The 15,828-nt window shown below is 58.1% G+C and carries 17 protein-coding genes; 10 read left to right on the top strand and 7 right to left on the bottom strand.

Features of this window, described 5'->3' with window-relative positions; translation table 11 throughout:
* Nucleotides 1-187: 187 nt before the first annotated feature.
* The 6 genes from hemA (at nucleotide 188) to hemL (ending at nucleotide 6,864) form a co-directional block, all read left to right on the top strand.
* Nucleotides 188-1,504, top strand: coding sequence for a glutamyl-tRNA reductase (gene hemA / locus A9Q02_RS10695; RefSeq protein ID WP_097652951.1), 1,317 nt, complete (start codon nucleotides 188-190; stop codon nucleotides 1,502-1,504).
* A 26-nt stretch (nucleotides 1,505-1,530) separates the two neighbouring features.
* Nucleotides 1,531-2,508, top strand: coding sequence for a hydroxymethylbilane synthase (gene hemC, locus A9Q02_RS10690; protein WP_097652948.1), 978 nt, complete (start codon nucleotides 1,531-1,533; stop codon nucleotides 2,506-2,508).
* 21 nt (nucleotides 2,509-2,529) lie between these two features.
* The gene (locus A9Q02_RS10685) at nucleotides 2,530-3,315 is read left to right on the top strand and encodes a uroporphyrinogen-III synthase (RefSeq protein WP_097652946.1); all 786 of its coding nucleotides are present in this window, start codon (nucleotides 2,530-2,532) and stop codon (nucleotides 3,313-3,315) included.
* An 82-nt stretch (nucleotides 3,316-3,397) separates the two neighbouring features.
* A complete protein-coding gene (gene hemB / locus A9Q02_RS10680; RefSeq protein ID WP_097652945.1) occupies nucleotides 3,398-4,417 on the top strand; it encodes a porphobilinogen synthase in 1,020 nt (339 codons plus the stop codon).
* Between the two features lie 87 nt (nucleotides 4,418-4,504).
* Nucleotides 4,505-5,545, top strand: a complete 1,041-nt coding sequence (gene hemE / locus A9Q02_RS10675) for a uroporphyrinogen decarboxylase (RefSeq protein WP_097652943.1) — start codon at nucleotides 4,505-4,507, stop codon at nucleotides 5,543-5,545.
* A gap of 2 nt (nucleotides 5,546-5,547) precedes the next feature.
* Nucleotides 5,548-6,864, top strand: coding sequence for a glutamate-1-semialdehyde 2,1-aminomutase (hemL, locus tag A9Q02_RS10670; RefSeq protein WP_097652941.1), 1,317 nt, complete (start codon nucleotides 5,548-5,550; stop codon nucleotides 6,862-6,864).
* A gap of 400 nt (nucleotides 6,865-7,264) precedes the next feature.
* Here hemL and A9Q02_RS10665 read toward each other — a convergent pair whose 3' ends face one another.
* The 3 genes from A9Q02_RS10665 to A9Q02_RS10655 form a co-directional block, all read right to left on the bottom strand.
* The gene (locus tag A9Q02_RS10665; RefSeq protein WP_097652939.1) at nucleotides 7,265-7,705 is read right to left on the bottom strand and encodes an RrF2 family transcriptional regulator; all 441 of its coding nucleotides are present in this window, start codon (nucleotides 7,703-7,705) and stop codon (nucleotides 7,265-7,267) included.
* Between the two features lie 108 nt (nucleotides 7,706-7,813).
* Entirely contained in the window at nucleotides 7,814-8,740 is a 927-nt protein-coding gene (locus A9Q02_RS10660) for a hypothetical protein (RefSeq protein ID WP_097652937.1), read from the bottom strand.
* Nucleotides 8,741-8,849: 109 nt separating this feature from the next.
* On the bottom strand, nucleotides 8,850-10,064 hold the full coding sequence (locus A9Q02_RS10655; protein WP_097652935.1) for a glycosyltransferase family 4 protein: 1,215 nt from the start codon (nucleotides 10,062-10,064) through the stop codon (nucleotides 8,850-8,852).
* A gap of 178 nt (nucleotides 10,065-10,242) precedes the next feature.
* Here A9Q02_RS10655 and pdxH point away from each other — a divergent pair, with 178 nt between their 5' ends.
* From pdxH to A9Q02_RS10640, 3 genes are all read left to right on the top strand, one after another.
* Nucleotides 10,243-10,872, top strand: a complete 630-nt coding sequence (pdxH, locus tag A9Q02_RS10650) for a pyridoxamine 5'-phosphate oxidase (RefSeq protein ID WP_097652933.1) — start codon at nucleotides 10,243-10,245, stop codon at nucleotides 10,870-10,872.
* A 166-nt stretch (nucleotides 10,873-11,038) separates the two neighbouring features.
* Nucleotides 11,039-11,452 (top strand): bactofilin family protein, encoded by a 414-nt coding sequence (locus A9Q02_RS10645; RefSeq protein ID WP_097652931.1) that lies wholly within the window; start codon nucleotides 11,039-11,041, stop codon nucleotides 11,450-11,452.
* Between the two features lie 7 nt (nucleotides 11,453-11,459).
* Nucleotides 11,460-11,969: an FtsB family cell division protein gene (locus tag A9Q02_RS10640; protein ID WP_097652930.1), complete on the top strand. Its 510-nt coding sequence runs from the start codon at nucleotides 11,460-11,462 to the stop codon at nucleotides 11,967-11,969.
* On the opposite strand, the gene A9Q02_RS10635 is transcribed toward A9Q02_RS10640, so the two are convergent.
* Nucleotides 11,966-13,027 carry a lactonase family protein gene (locus A9Q02_RS10635; protein ID WP_097652928.1) on the bottom strand — a complete coding sequence of 354 codons (1,062 nt, stop codon included), beginning with the start codon at nucleotides 13,025-13,027 and terminating at the stop codon, nucleotides 11,966-11,968. The two genes, A9Q02_RS10640 and A9Q02_RS10635, sit on opposite strands and share 4 nt — an antisense overlap.
* 115 nt (nucleotides 13,028-13,142) lie before the next feature.
* On the opposite strand from A9Q02_RS10635, the gene A9Q02_RS10630 reads away from it, so the two are divergent.
* On the top strand, nucleotides 13,143-13,475 hold the full coding sequence (locus tag A9Q02_RS10630) for a cupin domain-containing protein (protein WP_245860493.1): 333 nt from the start codon (nucleotides 13,143-13,145) through the stop codon (nucleotides 13,473-13,475).
* Between the two features lie 157 nt (nucleotides 13,476-13,632).
* On the opposite strand, the gene A9Q02_RS10625 is transcribed toward A9Q02_RS10630, so the two are convergent.
* The 3 genes from A9Q02_RS10625 to accC form a co-directional block, all read right to left on the bottom strand.
* Nucleotides 13,633-13,884: an acyl carrier protein gene (locus tag A9Q02_RS10625; RefSeq protein ID WP_097652926.1), complete on the bottom strand. Its 252-nt coding sequence runs from the start codon at nucleotides 13,882-13,884 to the stop codon at nucleotides 13,633-13,635.
* Between the two features lie 16 nt (nucleotides 13,885-13,900).
* Nucleotides 13,901-14,332 carry a transcription antitermination factor NusB gene (gene nusB, locus A9Q02_RS10620; protein WP_097652925.1) on the bottom strand — a complete coding sequence of 144 codons (432 nt, stop codon included), beginning with the start codon at nucleotides 14,330-14,332 and terminating at the stop codon, nucleotides 13,901-13,903.
* Nucleotides 14,333-14,443: 111 nt separating this feature from the next.
* On the bottom strand, nucleotides 14,444-15,817 hold the full coding sequence (gene accC / locus A9Q02_RS10615; RefSeq protein ID WP_097652923.1) for an acetyl-CoA carboxylase biotin carboxylase subunit: 1,374 nt from the start codon (nucleotides 15,815-15,817) through the stop codon (nucleotides 14,444-14,446).
* Between the last annotated feature and the right edge of the window lie 11 nt (nucleotides 15,818-15,828).

The raw sequence follows: 15,828 nt of genomic DNA, 5'->3' as shown, positions 1-15,828 counted from the left end.
CTGGTTTTGCTGCTGGACGTGTCCCGATACAAGAGCCAGCGCTCGCGATGGCCGACGGATAAGCCTGTAGACACACAGCGAGAAGGATACCGTATCACAAGGGAGTGATCGACTCTCTAGGGTGTTATGTTCTTCTTGTCTGTCTAGATTTGCCTAGGTTTATGAAGGAATACTGAGGATCTCAGGTATGAAGCTTCTCCTTGCTGGGCTCGATCACACAACGGCACCGGTGGAGATTCGCGAACGGCTGGCCTTCAGCACGACGGATATTCCGGCGGCACTGATGCAACTGACAACCGCTCACGATGATTGCCCCGCACTGCTCTCTGAAGCGGTGATACTCTCGACTTGTAATCGGGTTGAGATCTATGGCGTTACGCACGGCGCAACGACAGCACAGAGTCTTGTGCGTTTCTTGGCCGATTTTCACGGCCTGGACGAAGAGCAGTTTGCCCAGGCGCTCTTCTTTTTCAGTGGCGAAAGTGTTGCGCGCCACCTCTGTGCGACGGCGTCTGGATTGCGTTCACTTGTGCTCGGTGAGGCGCAGATCCAGGGTCAGGTACGAACGGCGTTTGAAGCCGCCCAGTCGGCCGGGAGCATTGGGCCGATTCTGCACCGGCTCTTCCAGCATGCGCTGACGTCTGGCAAGCGTGTCCGCAGCGAGACGGCCCTCGGGCAGGGGGCGGCCAGTGTGTCGCAGGCGGGGGTTGAACTCGCACGACATCGTCTGGGCAATCTGGCCGGATGTCGGATCTTGCTTGTCGGTGGCGGTGAGGTGAGTGAACTGGCTGCCCAGAATCTGCTCGCGAATGGGGCCGACTCGCTCATCATCGTGAACCGTACCTCGGCGCGTGCGCAGCAACTGGCCCGGCAGTACAACGCGATTGCGATGGGGTTCGACGATCTTCCCGAGGCACTGTCGATGGCTGATATCGTGATCAGTTCGACCGCCGCACCGGTGCCGATCATCTATCGTGAGCACGTTGCGAATGCGATGACGACCAAGGCGCAGGCGCGCGCCGTGGGTGTGTCGGGCCCACGCGAACAGCCCTGTATGCTCTTGATTGATCTGGCTGTTCCACGTGATATTGCCGGTGATGTTGCGACGGTGCCCGGTGTCCATCTCTGCACGGTTGATGATCTGCAAGAGGTGGTGCGAGCGACGTTGGGGCATCGAGCCGGGGCTGTCAGTACGGCCGAGGCGATTGCGACAGCCGAGGTGGCAGCCTTTCAAGCCTGGTGTCAAACCCAGGATGCCGTGCCGGCTTTGACCCGCTTGCGCGAACGGGCCGAGACGGTACGCAATGCCGAGCTTGATCGTGCCCTGCGCCGCCTACGCGATCTTTCGCCCGAGCAACGTACGGTGATTGAGGGCCTTACGCGCAGCTTGGTGAACAAGTTGTTGCATCCACCGACGCGTTGTCTCCGTGATGCTGCAGCGCACGGTGATGGTCAGCGTTATGCCGCAATGGTGACAGAACTCTTTAATCTTGAGACGATGTAAGACCGTCTGGCAAGGACAGAATGCGTATGGAACGTCCGCTTATTCTTGGCACGCGTGGTTCACGGTTGGCTCTGGCGCAGTCAGAGATGATGGCGGCAACGCTTCGGATGTTGCACCCCGGTCTGGTGATCGAGTTGAAGGTGATTTCGACCAAAGGCGATCGGGTGCTCGATGTGGCCCTCTCGGCGGTTGGCGATAAGGGGCTCTTTGTCAAAGAACTCGAGCAGGCCCTGCTCGATCACGAGGTTGATCTCTGTGTCCATAGTTGCAAAGATCTGCCCTCCCAGGTTCCTGATGGCTTGACCCTCGCCGCTTTCCCCGAGCGGGTCTCGCCACTTGATGTGCTGGTGGTGCCTGACCAGGGGCAGGGCGCGCTTGATGGGGTGCTTGGCTTGGCGCAGGGCGCTGTGGTCGGGACGAGTTCGCTGCGGCGTGCCTGCCAGTTGCGGGCGCTCCGGCCCGATCTGGATCTGCGTGATGTGCGCGGCAATGTTGATACGCGCCTGCGTAAATTGGCCGAGGGTCAGTATGATGCGTTGATCCTCGCGGCGGCTGGTCTGGCCCGTCTTGGCTTGCTTGAACCCGATGGTTCGCTCGAGAGTGATGGGGTGGCGTTTGTTGCCTATCCGATCCCTGCCGAGATGATGCTGCCTGCCGTGGCCCAGGGTACGCTGGCAATCGAGTGCCGCGCTGATGATCACGTGACCCTCGATCTGCTTGCGCCTCTTGACCACGCGGTCACCCGGGCGACCGCGCTGGCTGAACGGGCTTTCTTGCGGCGCCTGGAGGGCGGTTGTCAGGTGCCGATGGCTGCCTATGCTGAACGCGAGGCCGATGGAACGTTGTATGTGCGTGGTCTCGTTGGTTCTGTTGATGGCACGACTGTTGTGCAAGGCGTATGCTATGGTTCGCCTGATGACGCTGAAGCCCTCGGCCTGGCGTTGGCTGATGACTTGCTGGCACAGGGTGCGGCCGCAATTTTGCAGCAGGTCGTCGGTAGCTAGCGGGAAGAAGGGACGTCAACGATGAGCGTGGCACAAGAGTTGCCGCTGGACGGGGTGCGTGTGCTGGTGACGCGGGCGGCAGAACGCTCGGATGGTCTGGTTCAGCGTCTACACAATCTGGGCGCGATCCCACTGGTGCGTCCAACCATCGCCTATGGGCCTCCCGCCGAGCCTGCCCTGCTCGCCGAAGCCTTGACCCGGTTGGCGGCAGGTGCCTATCACTGGTTGCTCTTGACCAGTGTGACTACGGTCGAGGCGGTTGCCTGTGGCCTCGGTGATCAGGTCGGTCAATTGCGCACGCAACCACTGTTGCAGATCGGGGCCGTTGGCCCAGCGACGGCTGAAGCATGTCAGCGGTTATTGGGGGTGACCCCGGCGGCTATGCCCGAGCGCTTTCTTGGTGAAGAACTCGCTGGGGTGATGGGTGAGCTGGTCGGACGCCATGTCCTCTTACCCAACGCCGACCTGTCGCGTCCGGTGCTCGAAGAACGGCTCCGGGCTGCCGGGGCGATCGTTGACCGGGTGATTGCCTATCGCACTGTCCCGGCCCCTGGCGGCGAGGAACTGGCGGCCATGCTTGCTGCAGGCGAGCTTGATGTCATCCTCTTTACCAGTGGCTCCACGGCACGCTATTTTGTCCAACAGATCGGCGTGCATGGCCTTGACGCCGCTCGGCATACGACGATTATCTGCATTGGCCCGGCGACTGCTGATGTCTGCCGCGAATTGACCCTCCTCCCCGCCGCTGTCGCTGACCCATATACCGAAGAGGGTTTGATTGCAGCATTGCTTGACATAAAAAGTTGAGTGTTGCGCTGGTCGAACACATCAGCTACGCTGGTTTGTTCGACCAGCGCACAGTACCAGTACCTCAAGAAAGGTTCACCGCATGGCTGGATATCCCCACATTCGCCCGCGCCGCTTACGGCGGACAGACGCCCTGCGCCGGATGGTGCGTGAGACGACTGTCCGGGTTGATCAGTTGATCGCGCCGCTCTTTATTCGTCATGGGACGGGCGTGAGTCGCCCGATTGGTTCGATGCCCGGGCACGCGCAACTGTCGGTTGATCGTGCGGTGCGTGAAGCCGAGGAGTTGGCTGAGCTTGGTTTGCCTGCCGTTTTACTCTTTGGCATTCCCAACCACAAAGATGCATGTGGTAGTGAAAATTTCGATCCCGAAGGCATTGTCCCTCAGGCAGCCTATGCCATCAAGCAAGCCGTGCCGCAGTTGATCGTGATTTCGGATATGTGCTGCTGCGAATATACTGACCACGGCCATTGTGGTCTCATCAACCAGCCCGGTGTCCCTGGGTATGACGAGCACGAGAGCGAAGGCTATCTGCTGAACGATGCAACGCTTGAACTTCTCGCCAAGGCGTCGGTCGTTCATGCGCAGGCTGGGGCTGATGTCATCGCCCCCTCGGGCATGATCGATGGCATGATCCACACGATCCGTACGTCACTCGATGAGGCTGGTCTGATCAATACAGCGATCATGAGCTACGCAGCCAAATATGCCTCGGGCTTCTACGGTCCCTTCCGTGACGCCGCCGAGAGCCCTCCTGGCTTTGGGGATCGCAGCCAGTACCAGATGGATCCGGGCAATGCCCGCGAGGCCATGCGCGAAGTGCGCCTTGATGTCGAGGAAGGGGCCGATATGCTCATGGTTAAACCGGCCCTCGCGTACCTCGATATTATTAGCAAGGTGCGCGACAACTTTGCATTGCCACTCGCGGCCTACCAGGTGAGCGGTGAATACAGTATGGTCAAAGCCGCCGCCGAGCGTGGCTGGATCGATGAGCGCCGCGTCGCCATGGAGAGCCTCACCTCGATTGCGCGCGCTGGGGCCGATATGATCATCACCTACTGGGCAAAAGATGCTGTTGGATGGCTCCGCGCCGGGGGCTAATCTTTCGTTTTTGCTTTCACTGGCTGTTTTCGCCAGTGAAAGCATAGGTTTTGAGGGCGTCAGCCCTCAAAAAATAAAGGACACCACATGACCAGGCTACTCATCCGTGCGTGTCGGCGTGAGCCGGTCGAACGCACACCAATCTGGCTGATGCGCCAGGCGGGACGCTATATGTCGGTCTATCGGGCGGTGCGCGAGCGCCACGGTTTTCTGCAGATGGTCAAGCAACCCGATGTGGCTGCTGAGGTGACGTTGCAGCCGATCGAGGCATTTGGCATGGATGCGGCAATTATTTTTGCCGATATCCTTCCTCCCCTCGAGGGGTTGGGCTTGCAGTTGACCTTTGAGAAGGGTGAAGGCCCCGTTATCCATAATCCCATTCGGGTACCCGCTGATATTGCGGCGCTGCGACCCTACGAGCCCGAGGCGGTTTCGGGGTATACCCTCGAAGCGTTGCGGATCGTCCGGGCGGCCCTTCCCGAAACAACGGCGCTCTTTGGCTTCAGTGGTGCACCGTTTACCCTGGCAAGCTATGCGATTGAGGGCGGTGGTAGCCGTGAGTATCGGCGTACCAAGATTATGATGTACCGCGACCCGGCGTCGTGGCAGACCCTGATGACCAAGCTGACTGATCTTGTCGTGGCCTACCTGATTGCCCAGGTTCAGGCCGGGGCCGATGTGGTGCAGATCTTTGACTCGTGGGCAGGTGCATTGAGCCCCGGCGATTTCGCCGAGTATGTGCTGCCCTATGTCCAACGCGCCGTCGCTGAAACCCGTGCGGCAACCGGCGTGCCGATCGTCTATTTTGGCACCGATATGAATGGCATGCTGCCCCTCCTGCGGGCGACCGGGGCCGATGTGCTTGGGCTTGACTGGCGCATCAGGCTCGCCGACGGATGGGCACAGTATGGCTACGATGTCGCCGTCCAGGGCAACCTCGACCCGACGACGCTGCACGCGCCCTGGCCTGAAATCGAACGACGAGCCAAAGCGATCCTCGATCAGGCCGCTGGCCGTCCAGGTCATATCTTCAATGTTGGTCACGGTATCATCACCGAGACCCCTGAAGAACACGTCGCACGCCTCGTTGAGTTTGTCCAGAACTATCGTTATGCGGGAGAGGCCTGATCATGTCTGAACGCTACACGCGCTCGCAAGAGCTCTTTGCCGCCGCACAGCAGGTGATTCCTGGTGGGGTTAATTCGCCTGTACGTGCCTTTCGTGGGGTTGGTGGCACCCCGATCTTCTTTGCCAGCGGCTCGGGCCCATGGCTCACCGATGTTGATGGCAATCGCTACCTCGACTATGTGCTTTCGTGGGGGCCGCTTTTGCTGGGCCACGCCCATCCGGTTGTCGTCAAAGCGATTGCTATGCAGGCGGCGCACGGCACAAGTTTTGGTGCCCCGACCAAGCAGGAGACCGAGCTTGCCGAAGAGGTCATCAAACTCATGCCGGGCATCGAGCAGATACGCTTCGTCAATTCGGGCACCGAGGCGACGATGAGCGCTCTGCGCCTGGCGCGGGCCTATACCGGGCGCGAAAAGATCCTCAAGTTTACCGGATGCTATCATGGCCATGCCGATATGCTGCTCGTCCAGGCTGGTTCAGGCGTCGTAACCCTCGGCCTCCCTGATAGCCCTGGCGTCACCGCAGGTGCCGCAGCAAACACGCTGACTGCCGAATACAATGATCTCGAGGCTGCGACAGCGATCTTCCGCGAACAGGGCAACGAGATTGCCGCGATCATTGTCGAGCCGATTGCGGCCAACATGGGCTTTGTTCTTCCCGAACCGGGCTACCTCGAAGGGCTGATTGAACTCGCCCACAGCTACGGTGCCTTGCTGATCCTCGATGAAGTCATGACCGGCTTCCGGGTGGCCCCCGGTGGTGCCCAGGGCCTCTGGGGCCTGAAACCGGATCTCACCTGTCTCGGCAAAGTGATTGGGGGCGGTTTGCCAGTGGGTGCCTATGCCGGGCGGCGCGAAATCATGCAACATGTTGCGCCGGCTGGCCCGATGTACCAGGCCGGCACCCTCTCGGGCAACCCGCTCGCGATGGCGGCGGGCCTGGCGACGTTGCAGACTGCGTTTGGCACCCACGGCGATGCGCAGGCAAGCCCCTTTGCGCAGGCCGAGGCTCGTGCGCGGGCACTCGCCGAGGGTATGCGAAAGATCGGTGAAGAACTGGACGTGCCCTTGCAGGTCGGCCAGGTCGGCACCATGTTTGGCTTCTACTTCCTCAAAGAGTCTGGCCTTCACGTGCGCTCATACGCCGAGGCAAAGCAGATGGTCGATCCGTCCCGTTACGCCAGTTTCTTCTGGGCCATGTGCGAACGAGGTGTCTACCTGGCCCCCTCGCAATTCGAAGCAGGCTTCATCAGCGCCGCCCACACCGACAAAGATGTCGCACGCACGCTGGATGCCGCCCGCGAGGTCTTGAAGGGGTAGGTTGCGCCGCAGGCCTCCGCCTGCCAAGCCCGCGCTCTGTGCCGTGAAAAAAGCCGTTGCGCCGCAGGCCTCCGCCTGCCAAGCCCGCGCTCTGTGCCGTAAAAAAGCCGTTGCGCCGCAGGCCTCCGCCTGCCAAGCCCGCGCTCTGTGCCGTAAAAAAGCCGTTGCGCCGCAGGTCTCCGCCTACCAAGCCCGCGCTCTGTGCCGTAAAAAAGCCGTTGCGCCGCAGGCCTCCGCCTACCAAGCCCGCGCTCTGTGCCGTGAAAAAAGCCGTTGCGCCGCAGGCCTCCGCCTACCAAGCCCGCGCTCTGTGCCGTGAAAAAAGCCAGCTACGCTGGCTTTTTTCACGGCACAAAAGACTCCTTGGGCAGAGCTATGCCCCCAAAACCCCAGCCGGAGGCTAAATATAGTACATCACATTGCCCGTACGCTGGCGCTTGCGCTGACAGAGATCATCAAGCGTCGTTTCGCGGAGCATCCGTTCCATGCGTGTGCGTAGATCGACCCAAACTTCACTCACTACTTCGTGATCCTCAGGCACAGTAGGCACCAGATCATCACGTGTTGGTTCATCAGGCAACAGGGGGCCTTCAAGGGCGGTTAGGATCTCGAAAAGATTGATCGTCTCAGGGGCACGGGCGAGCATATGGCCGCCCTGTGGCCCGCGGACGCTCTCGATCAAGCCGGCGCGCCGCATCGTGATCAGCAACTGATTTAAATAGTTGACCGGAATCCCCTGACGGTTGGCAATTTCTTCGCTCTGCACAAGACCCTTGCCATATTGCTGGGCTAGATCAAAGAGTGCCCGCAGGCCATAATCACCCTTGCTTGAAATACGCATTGTCTCACTTCTTGGCTCGCTTTTTCCGTGTAGCTCTTTCTATGATAGCATAGCTACGGGATCTGGTCTTTGCGTCAACAAAACCGCCGTATTTGAAACGTATGGCGCTTAGTTTTCGGCTAGCGCAGCTACCTGAGTATCGATGGCCTCAATGATCGTGCCAAGGCGTGCGCTCGCCTTGGCGTGCGTTGTCCGCTGGTCATGATGGATCTGTTCCCACGTAGGCCGGTAACGCTCGGGGATGTCATTTCTCAATTCATCAAGCACCGCCTGGTGCAACTGCTCAAAATCGAGCCGCCACCAGCGAAGCAGACGCGGGCCAGGTTGTCGCCCCGGTGGCCCAAAGTCGGCCAGGATGCGCCGCAAGACGGCCTCTTCTAATTCGTCAATCTGTGAGGCGAGGTGGGTTGCTTCCAGGGCAAGACCGGCAAGGTTGCTCTGGGTCGGCCCTGGTACCTCGGGAATCCGCAATGACTCCAGGGCAATCCCTTTGCGTAGCGCAGCCAACCCAGTTGCCGATCCGAGCCATGCCAGCCAGAAGGGGTCGGCATCTGCGATGATCTGGGTCGGCCCGGCGATCAGGGCCGTCGTGTCATCCCACGCAACGGTTGCCTCATCCTCACGCACAAGAATGCGTGGTGCGGCGACTGGACGTAGTGCCTCATCAGGAAGAACCCACCAGGGTGTCGCCGAGTTTGCCTCTTGCCGTGGTGGCGTCAGGCTATCCAGATGACGCGCCAACGCCGTGTACTGATGTATCGTTGCTGCCTGCGCCTCGGGAACAGCGATGATCCAGCGCTGTTCTGCGCGAATCCGCCACGGTAACACCGCTGCAGCGCGGATTAGAGGCCGCAACAGCGGTGCCGACGCTGGATCAAAGATAACCAGACGATCCCGTGTCGCCCGGTCGATACTCAGGGTTTGCGCCAGCGCTGGATCAAGCCCATGATACAAGCGCTCTACGCTAGGCGTGTGCGGTGACTCTTCAAACGGGTCTGCAGGCGCACTTTTTTGACGCAACATTTTATCATGCATAACAGATCTATTTCATTCTTAAATCATGTGAGAAGGTGCTGTTGCTGGCTCGTGGCGTAACCACGAGCCAGCACACAAACACTTTTACCAACTGGTTCGGATTATTCTATTATACCAGTTTCGTTGTGCGAGCCGCTTGCACGTTGGCATAGATTGCTTCGATCTGCTGGGCGGCGCGATCCCAGGACAATGCCGCCACGGCACGTTCACGTGCCGCCTGGCCAAGCCTGGCCGCAAGGTCTGGCTCATCAAGCAACAGTTCCAGCTTGGCCGCCAGATCCTCGGTGCTCCCGTGGCGCGCATAGATCCCTGTGTCGCCCAGGATCTCGCGCGCGACCGGCGTCTCAAAGGCAACGGTTGGCAGACCCATTGCCATATAGTTTGCGATCTTGCCATTGCCTTCGGTCAGACTCATCTTGGGGGCCACGGCAAGCTCACCAAGAGCCAGGTAGCTGTGCAGATCACGGTAGATAATCCGTCCAGGCAAGGTCACGTGGTCCTCGATCCCCAGACTCGCTGCATAACGACGGTAACTCTGTGGATCAGGATGGCCCATAATCAAAAAATGAACCTCGGGACGACGGGCAACGAGCAGGCGTGCGGCCTCAATCAAGACGTTTGTTCCCTGATAGGGGGCAAGTAGGCCAATATAGACCACAACCCGTCGCCCCTCAGGAATGCCCAGTTGTTGCCGCAACTCATGCCGTTGCGCAGCCCAGGCCGATGAATGATCGTATGGCCGAAACCGTTCGGTGTCAACGCCATCAGGAACCGCATGCAATCGGTGCTCAGCTAGACTCCCGTCACGCCGCAAGAGTTCCGCCGCATTATGAGTTGAGGTCAAGACGGCATCCGCCTGTTGATCAAGCAGTCGTTCGAGGCGTACGAGTGGTAGATAGAGCGGACTCGTCTTGCGCAAAAAGCCGTGATCGAGCATCTCGCTGGTCATGCTCCCCTGATAATCGAGGATCAACGGCACCTTCAAGAGCCGCTGCAGGGGTAAACCAATTGCGGCAGCTTCGTGGGTATGGGCGTGAATAATCGTCGGACGCTCTTGGACGGCTACCCGCAGGCCACGCCAGGCCAGGCCAACATCAAGATAGAGCTTGTGGCGCGAAGAGCCGACCACGGCGCGTTTGATCCAGGGCACATCCCACGAACGCCGAATATCAAGCCCGGGCATATTATCGCCGTTATGATAGGTTGCCAGGATGACCCGATGGCCGCGGCGTTGAATGGCCCGCACCTCTTCCCAGATGCGCACATGATTGCCATAATCTGAGAAGAAACTCGTCGAGGCAAGCATAAGAATGGTCTGCAACATAACAGGCTATCACGATTCCTACTATAGAGCGCTCGCATAGCGCCGCGCTATTGTACGGCAGCCACGCGCCCTCTGCAACTCGGATTATCCTGGGGTATACTATGAAAGGGGCAGCCTTGACCGTAATACGCAGAGCGTCTGCGGCCCCACACGAATCTCATAACCACGAGTTTTACCGATGCAAGAGCTCCGCAAAGACTATACCCTGCGTGGGTTAGCCGAATATGAAGTTGCGGCTGATCCAATCATGCAGTTCCAACGCTGGTTCGATGATGCCATTGCCTCCGGTCTCCGTGAACCAAATGCGATGACGTTGGCGACGGTTGATCGTGATGGTCGCCCCTCGGCGCGCATTGTCTTGATGAAAAGCTTTGATCAGGCTGGTTTTACCTTTTTTACCAATTATGCCAGTCGTAAAGCACAGGCCCTCGATGCTTCCGGTCTGGCCGCACTCATCTTTTACTGGACTGACCTCGAGCGCCAAATTCGGATCGAAGGCACCGTCTCCCGTCTCGACGCTGCCGAATCAGATGCCTATTTCGCCGAACGGCCCCTTGCCGCGCGCCTCGGGGCCTGGGCTTCACCGCAGAGCCAGGTAGTCGCTGATCGCGCTGAACTTGATGCCCGTTTCAATGCGGTGGCTCAACAATTCCACACCCAGGATCCTCCACGCCCTTCCTTTTGGGGAGGCTATCGAGTCGCTCCTGATCGGTTGGAGTTTTGGCAAGGCCGTCCGAGTCGCCTGCACGACCGGATCCTCTATCAACGCATCGCTCAGGGTTGGCAGATCGTTCGCCTTGCACCATAGGGTGATGCATCAGCCGCAGTTCAGTTGCCGGTTAAAGCCAGGTAGATTATAATGGATTGCGTTGCATACCTTTGATCTGCGCATCCTCATTGCCCTCAGCCCTGATCGCATCCCCAACTCATAGGTGGCGAGTGTATGCAGCACCAGCGAGGAGGTTCTGTCTATTATGTTTGGTAGTTCGAAAAAAAACCAGTCGATGCCGTCAACAATGAATACGAAGCCTGAAACCGTTATCGGGGCCAATACCCGTTTTCAGGGTACGCTTACCTCTGATGGCAATGTGCGGATTGATGGCTCGGTTGAAGGCGATGTCGAGATCCTGGGTAACTTGATCGTTGGTGAGACCGGGCGGGTTGTGGCGATGATTAAAGCGCAAAACGTTCACGTCTCTGGTGCCGTCAAGGGCGAAATTACGGTGATCGAGCAACTCGAGATCTCACCGACGGGTAAAGTCTGGGGTGATATTACTGCAGGTGCGTTGCATATTGAACCCGGTGGTCTCTTCCGTGGGCAGAGTTCGATGGTCAGTAATATTGATGAGCCATTGATGCTCGAAGCTCCGCGCCCAAGCGAAACATAGGACATGGATGAAGCGACGGTTACAGCATGCGCGTCGGCAACTCTTTGGGCGTCCGCGCGTACGACGCCAAGCGACAGGCTTCCGCCTACGCGTTGACTCGATGCTTGGCTTGTTGCACTTGAGTGGCAAAAGTGCGCTCACGATTGGCTTGGCTCTGGTGATGATGACCTTCATTGCCTTGCTCATCGTCAATTTTGTCGGTCAGGTGATGCAGAGTGGGCGCCTTGAAGCACAGCGTGTCGAAAGTGAAGCTGAGCTTCAGCGTATCCATGCCGAAAATGCACGGCTCGAAGGAGCTGTTGCGTTTACTGAGTCTGATGTGTATGTGGAGCGTGCCGCCCGCGATCACCTGAGCTACGCCTATCCCGAGGATACGGTCATTTTACCGCGCCTCGTTACTCCTGTCCCCGTCGATGAGCCGGTCGTAGAAGCGCCTGAACCTTCTGTCCTCTCAGAAACGGTGCGTCGTGAAAATTGGCGCCTCTGGTGGGAGGCTTTCTTCCCAGCAGAATCCTAAGCTACGATGACGCACGCTACCTGGGGAACCTTCGCCCGCGCAAGAGGCTCTCCGAGCGCCTCGTCATCCTCTCGTACCGGTAAGACCACAAGCTCGCTGCTGTACTGGTTGGCAACGATGAGAAAGTTGCCATCTGGGCTTAGCGTGAAGTTGCGGGGCCAGTTACCACCGCATGGCTTGACTGTGGCTAGCTGCAAACTACCGTCACGTTCGACCGTAAAGATGGCAATACTGTTGTCGCCCCGGTTTGAAACATAAAGTCGCGAGGCTTGCTTGTCGAGGTGAAGATCCGCAACCTGGTTTGCGCCTGTCTTGACCAGAAGTGTGCTGATAATCTGGCGCTCAACCAGGGTGCCTTTGCCTGGATCATACCCGTAGACGGCAATGGTGTTGTCCAGTTCATTTGCAACATAGAGGACTCGCCCGTTTGGGTGCCAGCACAGGTGGCGTGGGCCAGCTCCGCGACGGGCCAGTGTATGGGTGTGCGGTGTGAGGCCTCCGTGCGGTGTGTCAAGCGTATAGATCCGTAGCTGATCGATCCCGAGATCACTCGCAATGACAAAACGCCCATCCGCACTCACGGTGCTGGCATGTGGATGGGGATGTTGCTGCCGTTCAGGATCAACACTGCGCCCCTCGTGTTGCGCTACATCACGCAGCGGCCCGAGGACGCCTTCGGCGGTGAGGGGCAAGAGGCCAACGCTGCCCCCTCCATAGTTGGCAACAATGGCCCATGTCCCACGCGGATCCAGCGTGACATGACACGGCCAATCGCCCCCCGAGCGTTGCCACCCGAGGATCGTCAGGCTGTGACTGGCCCGGTCAAGCCGCAGGCTTGTTACCCCTCCCGGGTTGCCATCGCCCGCCCCGGTCTCACTTGTTGCTAGTACAAGGTCACCCCCAGGGTGTAAGGCGAGAAACGAGGGATTTGTTACCCCGGCACACGCTCCTAGTGGAGTCAGTTCTCCTGTTGCGCTGGTAAGGGCGAAGAGATAGATCCCGGGCTGATCAGCTGCAGCATAGCTACCTGCGAGCAACAAGACCTGTTCTGATGCCATTCTTGTACTCCTTAGCGGGGTACCACCCCTGAAGGTGTTGCGACCGTGTTATCATGCATGAGTGTTGTGCAGGCCCAATAAGGTGTAGGTGCAAGGGTAGATGGAGGATGAAACAATGATGAAAGGACCGAGTGCAAACTGGTTGGAGGTCTTTCCTGGCGTACGGCGTCATCGTCTGCTTGCGACCGATCAATCATATCTGATGGAGGTTGCGCTCGAAGCAGGGAGTACTGTCCCGGTGCATCAGCACCCACAAGAGCAGATTAGCTATGTAGTACGCGGGCGGTTACGTTTTCAGTCCGGTGATACCATCACCGAAGCTGGACCTGGTGAAGCGGTTGCCGTGCCTGGCAACACCCCCCATGCCGTCTGGGCCCTAGAAGATGCCCTGGTCATTGATACATTTGTACCACCACGAGCAGAGTATCTGGCGGCTGATGGTGATTAAAGTGCCATCAGGACAGGCTCATGCAGTTTGACGGGCACCAGTCTGCCCTGACCTGGGGCCAGCGTACGATCGCCTTGTAAAAAAGCTCTGGCCTGTTATACAGGCCAGAGCTTGAACATGGCTCAACAGCGTAGGTGGATCGTTGCCCTACTTAGCGTTATTCACTTGCGGTCGCATGGGCATCAAGATACATGAGCGCGTCTTCAACGCTCAGGATTTTCTCGGCCTCGGCATCACTAATCTCAACCCCGAACTCTTCTTCGATTGACATAATCAACTCAACAAGATCCAACGAGTCGGCATTCAGATCTTTCGCAAACGAAGCACTGGGAACGATCTTGCTCTCGTCCACCCCCAACTGCTCAGCGATAATCTTCTTCAGACGCTCCTCAACTTCAGGCGAAGCCATAGATATGTTACCCTTTCTACAATTCGTCAGGTTCTGGCCGATAGCGGTTGACCACAGTTCCAAGAACCCCATTCACAAAACGACTCGAATTATCGCTTCCAAACTGTTTGGCAAGTTCAACCGCTTCGTTGATGACTGCTTTTACAGGGGTCTGCTCAACCTCATCGAGCAGAAGTTCAAACAGTGCGATCCGCAAAATCGCTTTATCAACACCTGGCATCTGGAGCAAGGGCCAGTTGGGGGCCGCCTCTTCAATAATGCGATCAAGATAGGAGCGATGTTCCCAGACACCAAAAACCAGACGATGCAGAAACTCCACCCCATCACCGGTTACGTGATCTTCTTCACGACGACGTTCATAAACCACATCGAGTGCATGATCCGTCGCATCAACCTCAAAAAGGATCTGTAGCGTGGCAACCCGCACGCGATGACGTAGACTACCCACAGGGAACCTCCCCGATCAGGGACAGACGTACCATCGGGCGTAGACCTGCCAGTTGATGCAACCACGTACGGTCACAGAGACTGGTGACAGTTGTTAAGCAACAGTTCACAATCACACCAGCGTTGCTGCGCGTTCTTCTTTCCAGTGACGCAACAGCTCTGCGACGTAGCCAGTATGATGGCGGGCCGCCCGAAATTCTGGATCATCAATCAAGACCAGTTGGAACGGAATCGTTGTCTTGATTCCCGTAATAACACACTCGTGCAAGGCTCGCCGCATACGATTGAGCGCATCGTCACGTGTTTCGCCAAAAGTGATAATCTTGGCGAGCAACGAGTCGTAGTTGCCTGGAGGCGTATAACCCGCATAGAGATGCGAATCAACACGTACACCAGGGCCACCGGGCGGCAGATAAAACTCGATTTCGCCGCCAGCTGGCAAAAAGTCACGCTCAGGATCTTCGGCGTTGATGCGACATTCCACCGCATGCCGAGCTATTGTAATATCTTTCTGTTGGAGCGTCAAGCGTTCGCCGGCCGCAATCATGAGTTGCCAGCGCACGAGATCGACCCCGGTGACCTGTTCCGTCACTGGATGCTCGACCTGGATGCGGGTATTCATCTCGATAAAATAGTAATTGCCCTCTTGATCCATCAGAAATTCCAGAGTACCTGCATTGACATACCCAATCGAGGTGATGCCACTCAGCGCATCGCGGCCCATCCGCTCACGTACTTCGGGGCTCACAATTGGTGAAGGAGCTTCTTCGAGGATCTTCTGGTGGCGGCGCTGCGCTGAACAATCGCGTTCACCAAGATGAATCGCGTGGCCGTGCTTATCGGCAAGCACCTGGATCTCGACGTGGCGCACTTTGGTCAGAAACTTCTCGAGCAAGAGATCGCCGCGACCAAAGGCCGCTTCAGCTTCAGCACGTGCGGTGGGAAACGCACGCACGAGGTCGCTCTCGTCATTGGCAACCCGCATCCCTCGTCCACCACCACCAGCCGATGGTTTGAGCAAGACCGGATAGCCGATTTGACGGGCAAGCTCAACTGCTTCTTCCACGCTCTTGAGCTCTCCCTCTGAGCCAGGTACCGTGGGGACGCCGGCTGTGCGCATCGTCTGGCGTCCAATCGACTTATCACCCATCAGTCGCATTGTCTCGGCGGTCGGCCCGATAAATTCAAGGTTGCAGTCGGTACACATCTCGGCAAAATAGGGGTTTTCCGAGAGGAACCCGTAACCGGGATGCACCGCATCGCATCCAGTGATCAGAGCCGCACTGATCAGGGCCGGTGGATTAAGATACGAACGCGCAGGAGGCGGTGGCCCGATACAAATCGCCTCATCGGCCATGCGGACGGCCAGCGAGTCGCGATCAGCCTCACTAAAGGCCGCAACGCTCTTGATGCCCAGTTCCTGACATGCCCGTATAATCCGAACTGCGATCTCGCCCCTGTTTGCTACCAGCACTTTGTTAAGCATTGTTCCGCCAT

The sequence above is a fragment of the Candidatus Chloroploca asiatica genome, from assembly GCF_002532075.1.
Taxonomy (GTDB): domain Bacteria; phylum Chloroflexota; class Chloroflexia; order Chloroflexales; family Chloroflexaceae; genus Chloroploca; species Chloroploca asiatica.
This window is presented reverse-complemented; position numbering and strand designations above follow the sequence as displayed.

What these genes read in the sequence shown, in the direction of transcription:
- A9Q02_RS10630 (WP_245860493.1), top strand. Translation starts at nt 13,143, where the DNA reads ATGATGAAAGGACCGAGTGCAAACTGGTTGGAGGTCTTTCCTGGCGTA.
- A9Q02_RS10635 (WP_097652928.1), bottom strand. Translation starts at nt 13,027, where the DNA reads ATGGCATCAGAACAGGTCTTGTTGCTCGCAGGTAGCTATGCTGCAGCT.
- A9Q02_RS10625 (WP_097652926.1), bottom strand. Translation starts at nt 13,884, where the DNA reads ATGGCTTCGCCTGAAGTTGAGGAGCGTCTGAAGAAGATTATCGCTGAG.
- hemE (WP_097652943.1), top strand. Translation starts at nt 4,505, where the DNA reads ATGACCAGGCTACTCATCCGTGCGTGTCGGCGTGAGCCGGTCGAACGC.
- pdxH (WP_097652933.1), top strand. Translation starts at nt 10,243, where the DNA reads ATGCAAGAGCTCCGCAAAGACTATACCCTGCGTGGGTTAGCCGAATAT.
- hemA (WP_097652951.1), top strand. Translation starts at nt 188, where the DNA reads ATGAAGCTTCTCCTTGCTGGGCTCGATCACACAACGGCACCGGTGGAG.
- accC (WP_097652923.1), bottom strand. Translation starts at nt 15,817, where the DNA reads ATGCTTAACAAAGTGCTGGTAGCAAACAGGGGCGAGATCGCAGTTCGG.
- A9Q02_RS10655 (WP_097652935.1), bottom strand. Translation starts at nt 10,064, where the DNA reads ATGTTGCAGACCATTCTTATGCTTGCCTCGACGAGTTTCTTCTCAGAT.
- A9Q02_RS10640 (WP_097652930.1), top strand. Translation starts at nt 11,460, where the DNA reads ATGAAGCGACGGTTACAGCATGCGCGTCGGCAACTCTTTGGGCGTCCG.
- hemB (WP_097652945.1), top strand. Translation starts at nt 3,398, where the DNA reads ATGGCTGGATATCCCCACATTCGCCCGCGCCGCTTACGGCGGACAGAC.
- A9Q02_RS10645 (WP_097652931.1), top strand. Translation starts at nt 11,039, where the DNA reads ATGTTTGGTAGTTCGAAAAAAAACCAGTCGATGCCGTCAACAATGAAT.
- A9Q02_RS10665 (WP_097652939.1), bottom strand. Translation starts at nt 7,705, where the DNA reads ATGCGTATTTCAAGCAAGGGTGATTATGGCCTGCGGGCACTCTTTGAT.
- hemC (WP_097652948.1), top strand. Translation starts at nt 1,531, where the DNA reads ATGGAACGTCCGCTTATTCTTGGCACGCGTGGTTCACGGTTGGCTCTG.
- hemL (WP_097652941.1), top strand. Translation starts at nt 5,548, where the DNA reads ATGTCTGAACGCTACACGCGCTCGCAAGAGCTCTTTGCCGCCGCACAG.
- A9Q02_RS10660 (WP_097652937.1), bottom strand. Translation starts at nt 8,740, where the DNA reads ATGCATGATAAAATGTTGCGTCAAAAAAGTGCGCCTGCAGACCCGTTT.
- A9Q02_RS10685 (WP_097652946.1), top strand. Translation starts at nt 2,530, where the DNA reads ATGAGCGTGGCACAAGAGTTGCCGCTGGACGGGGTGCGTGTGCTGGTG.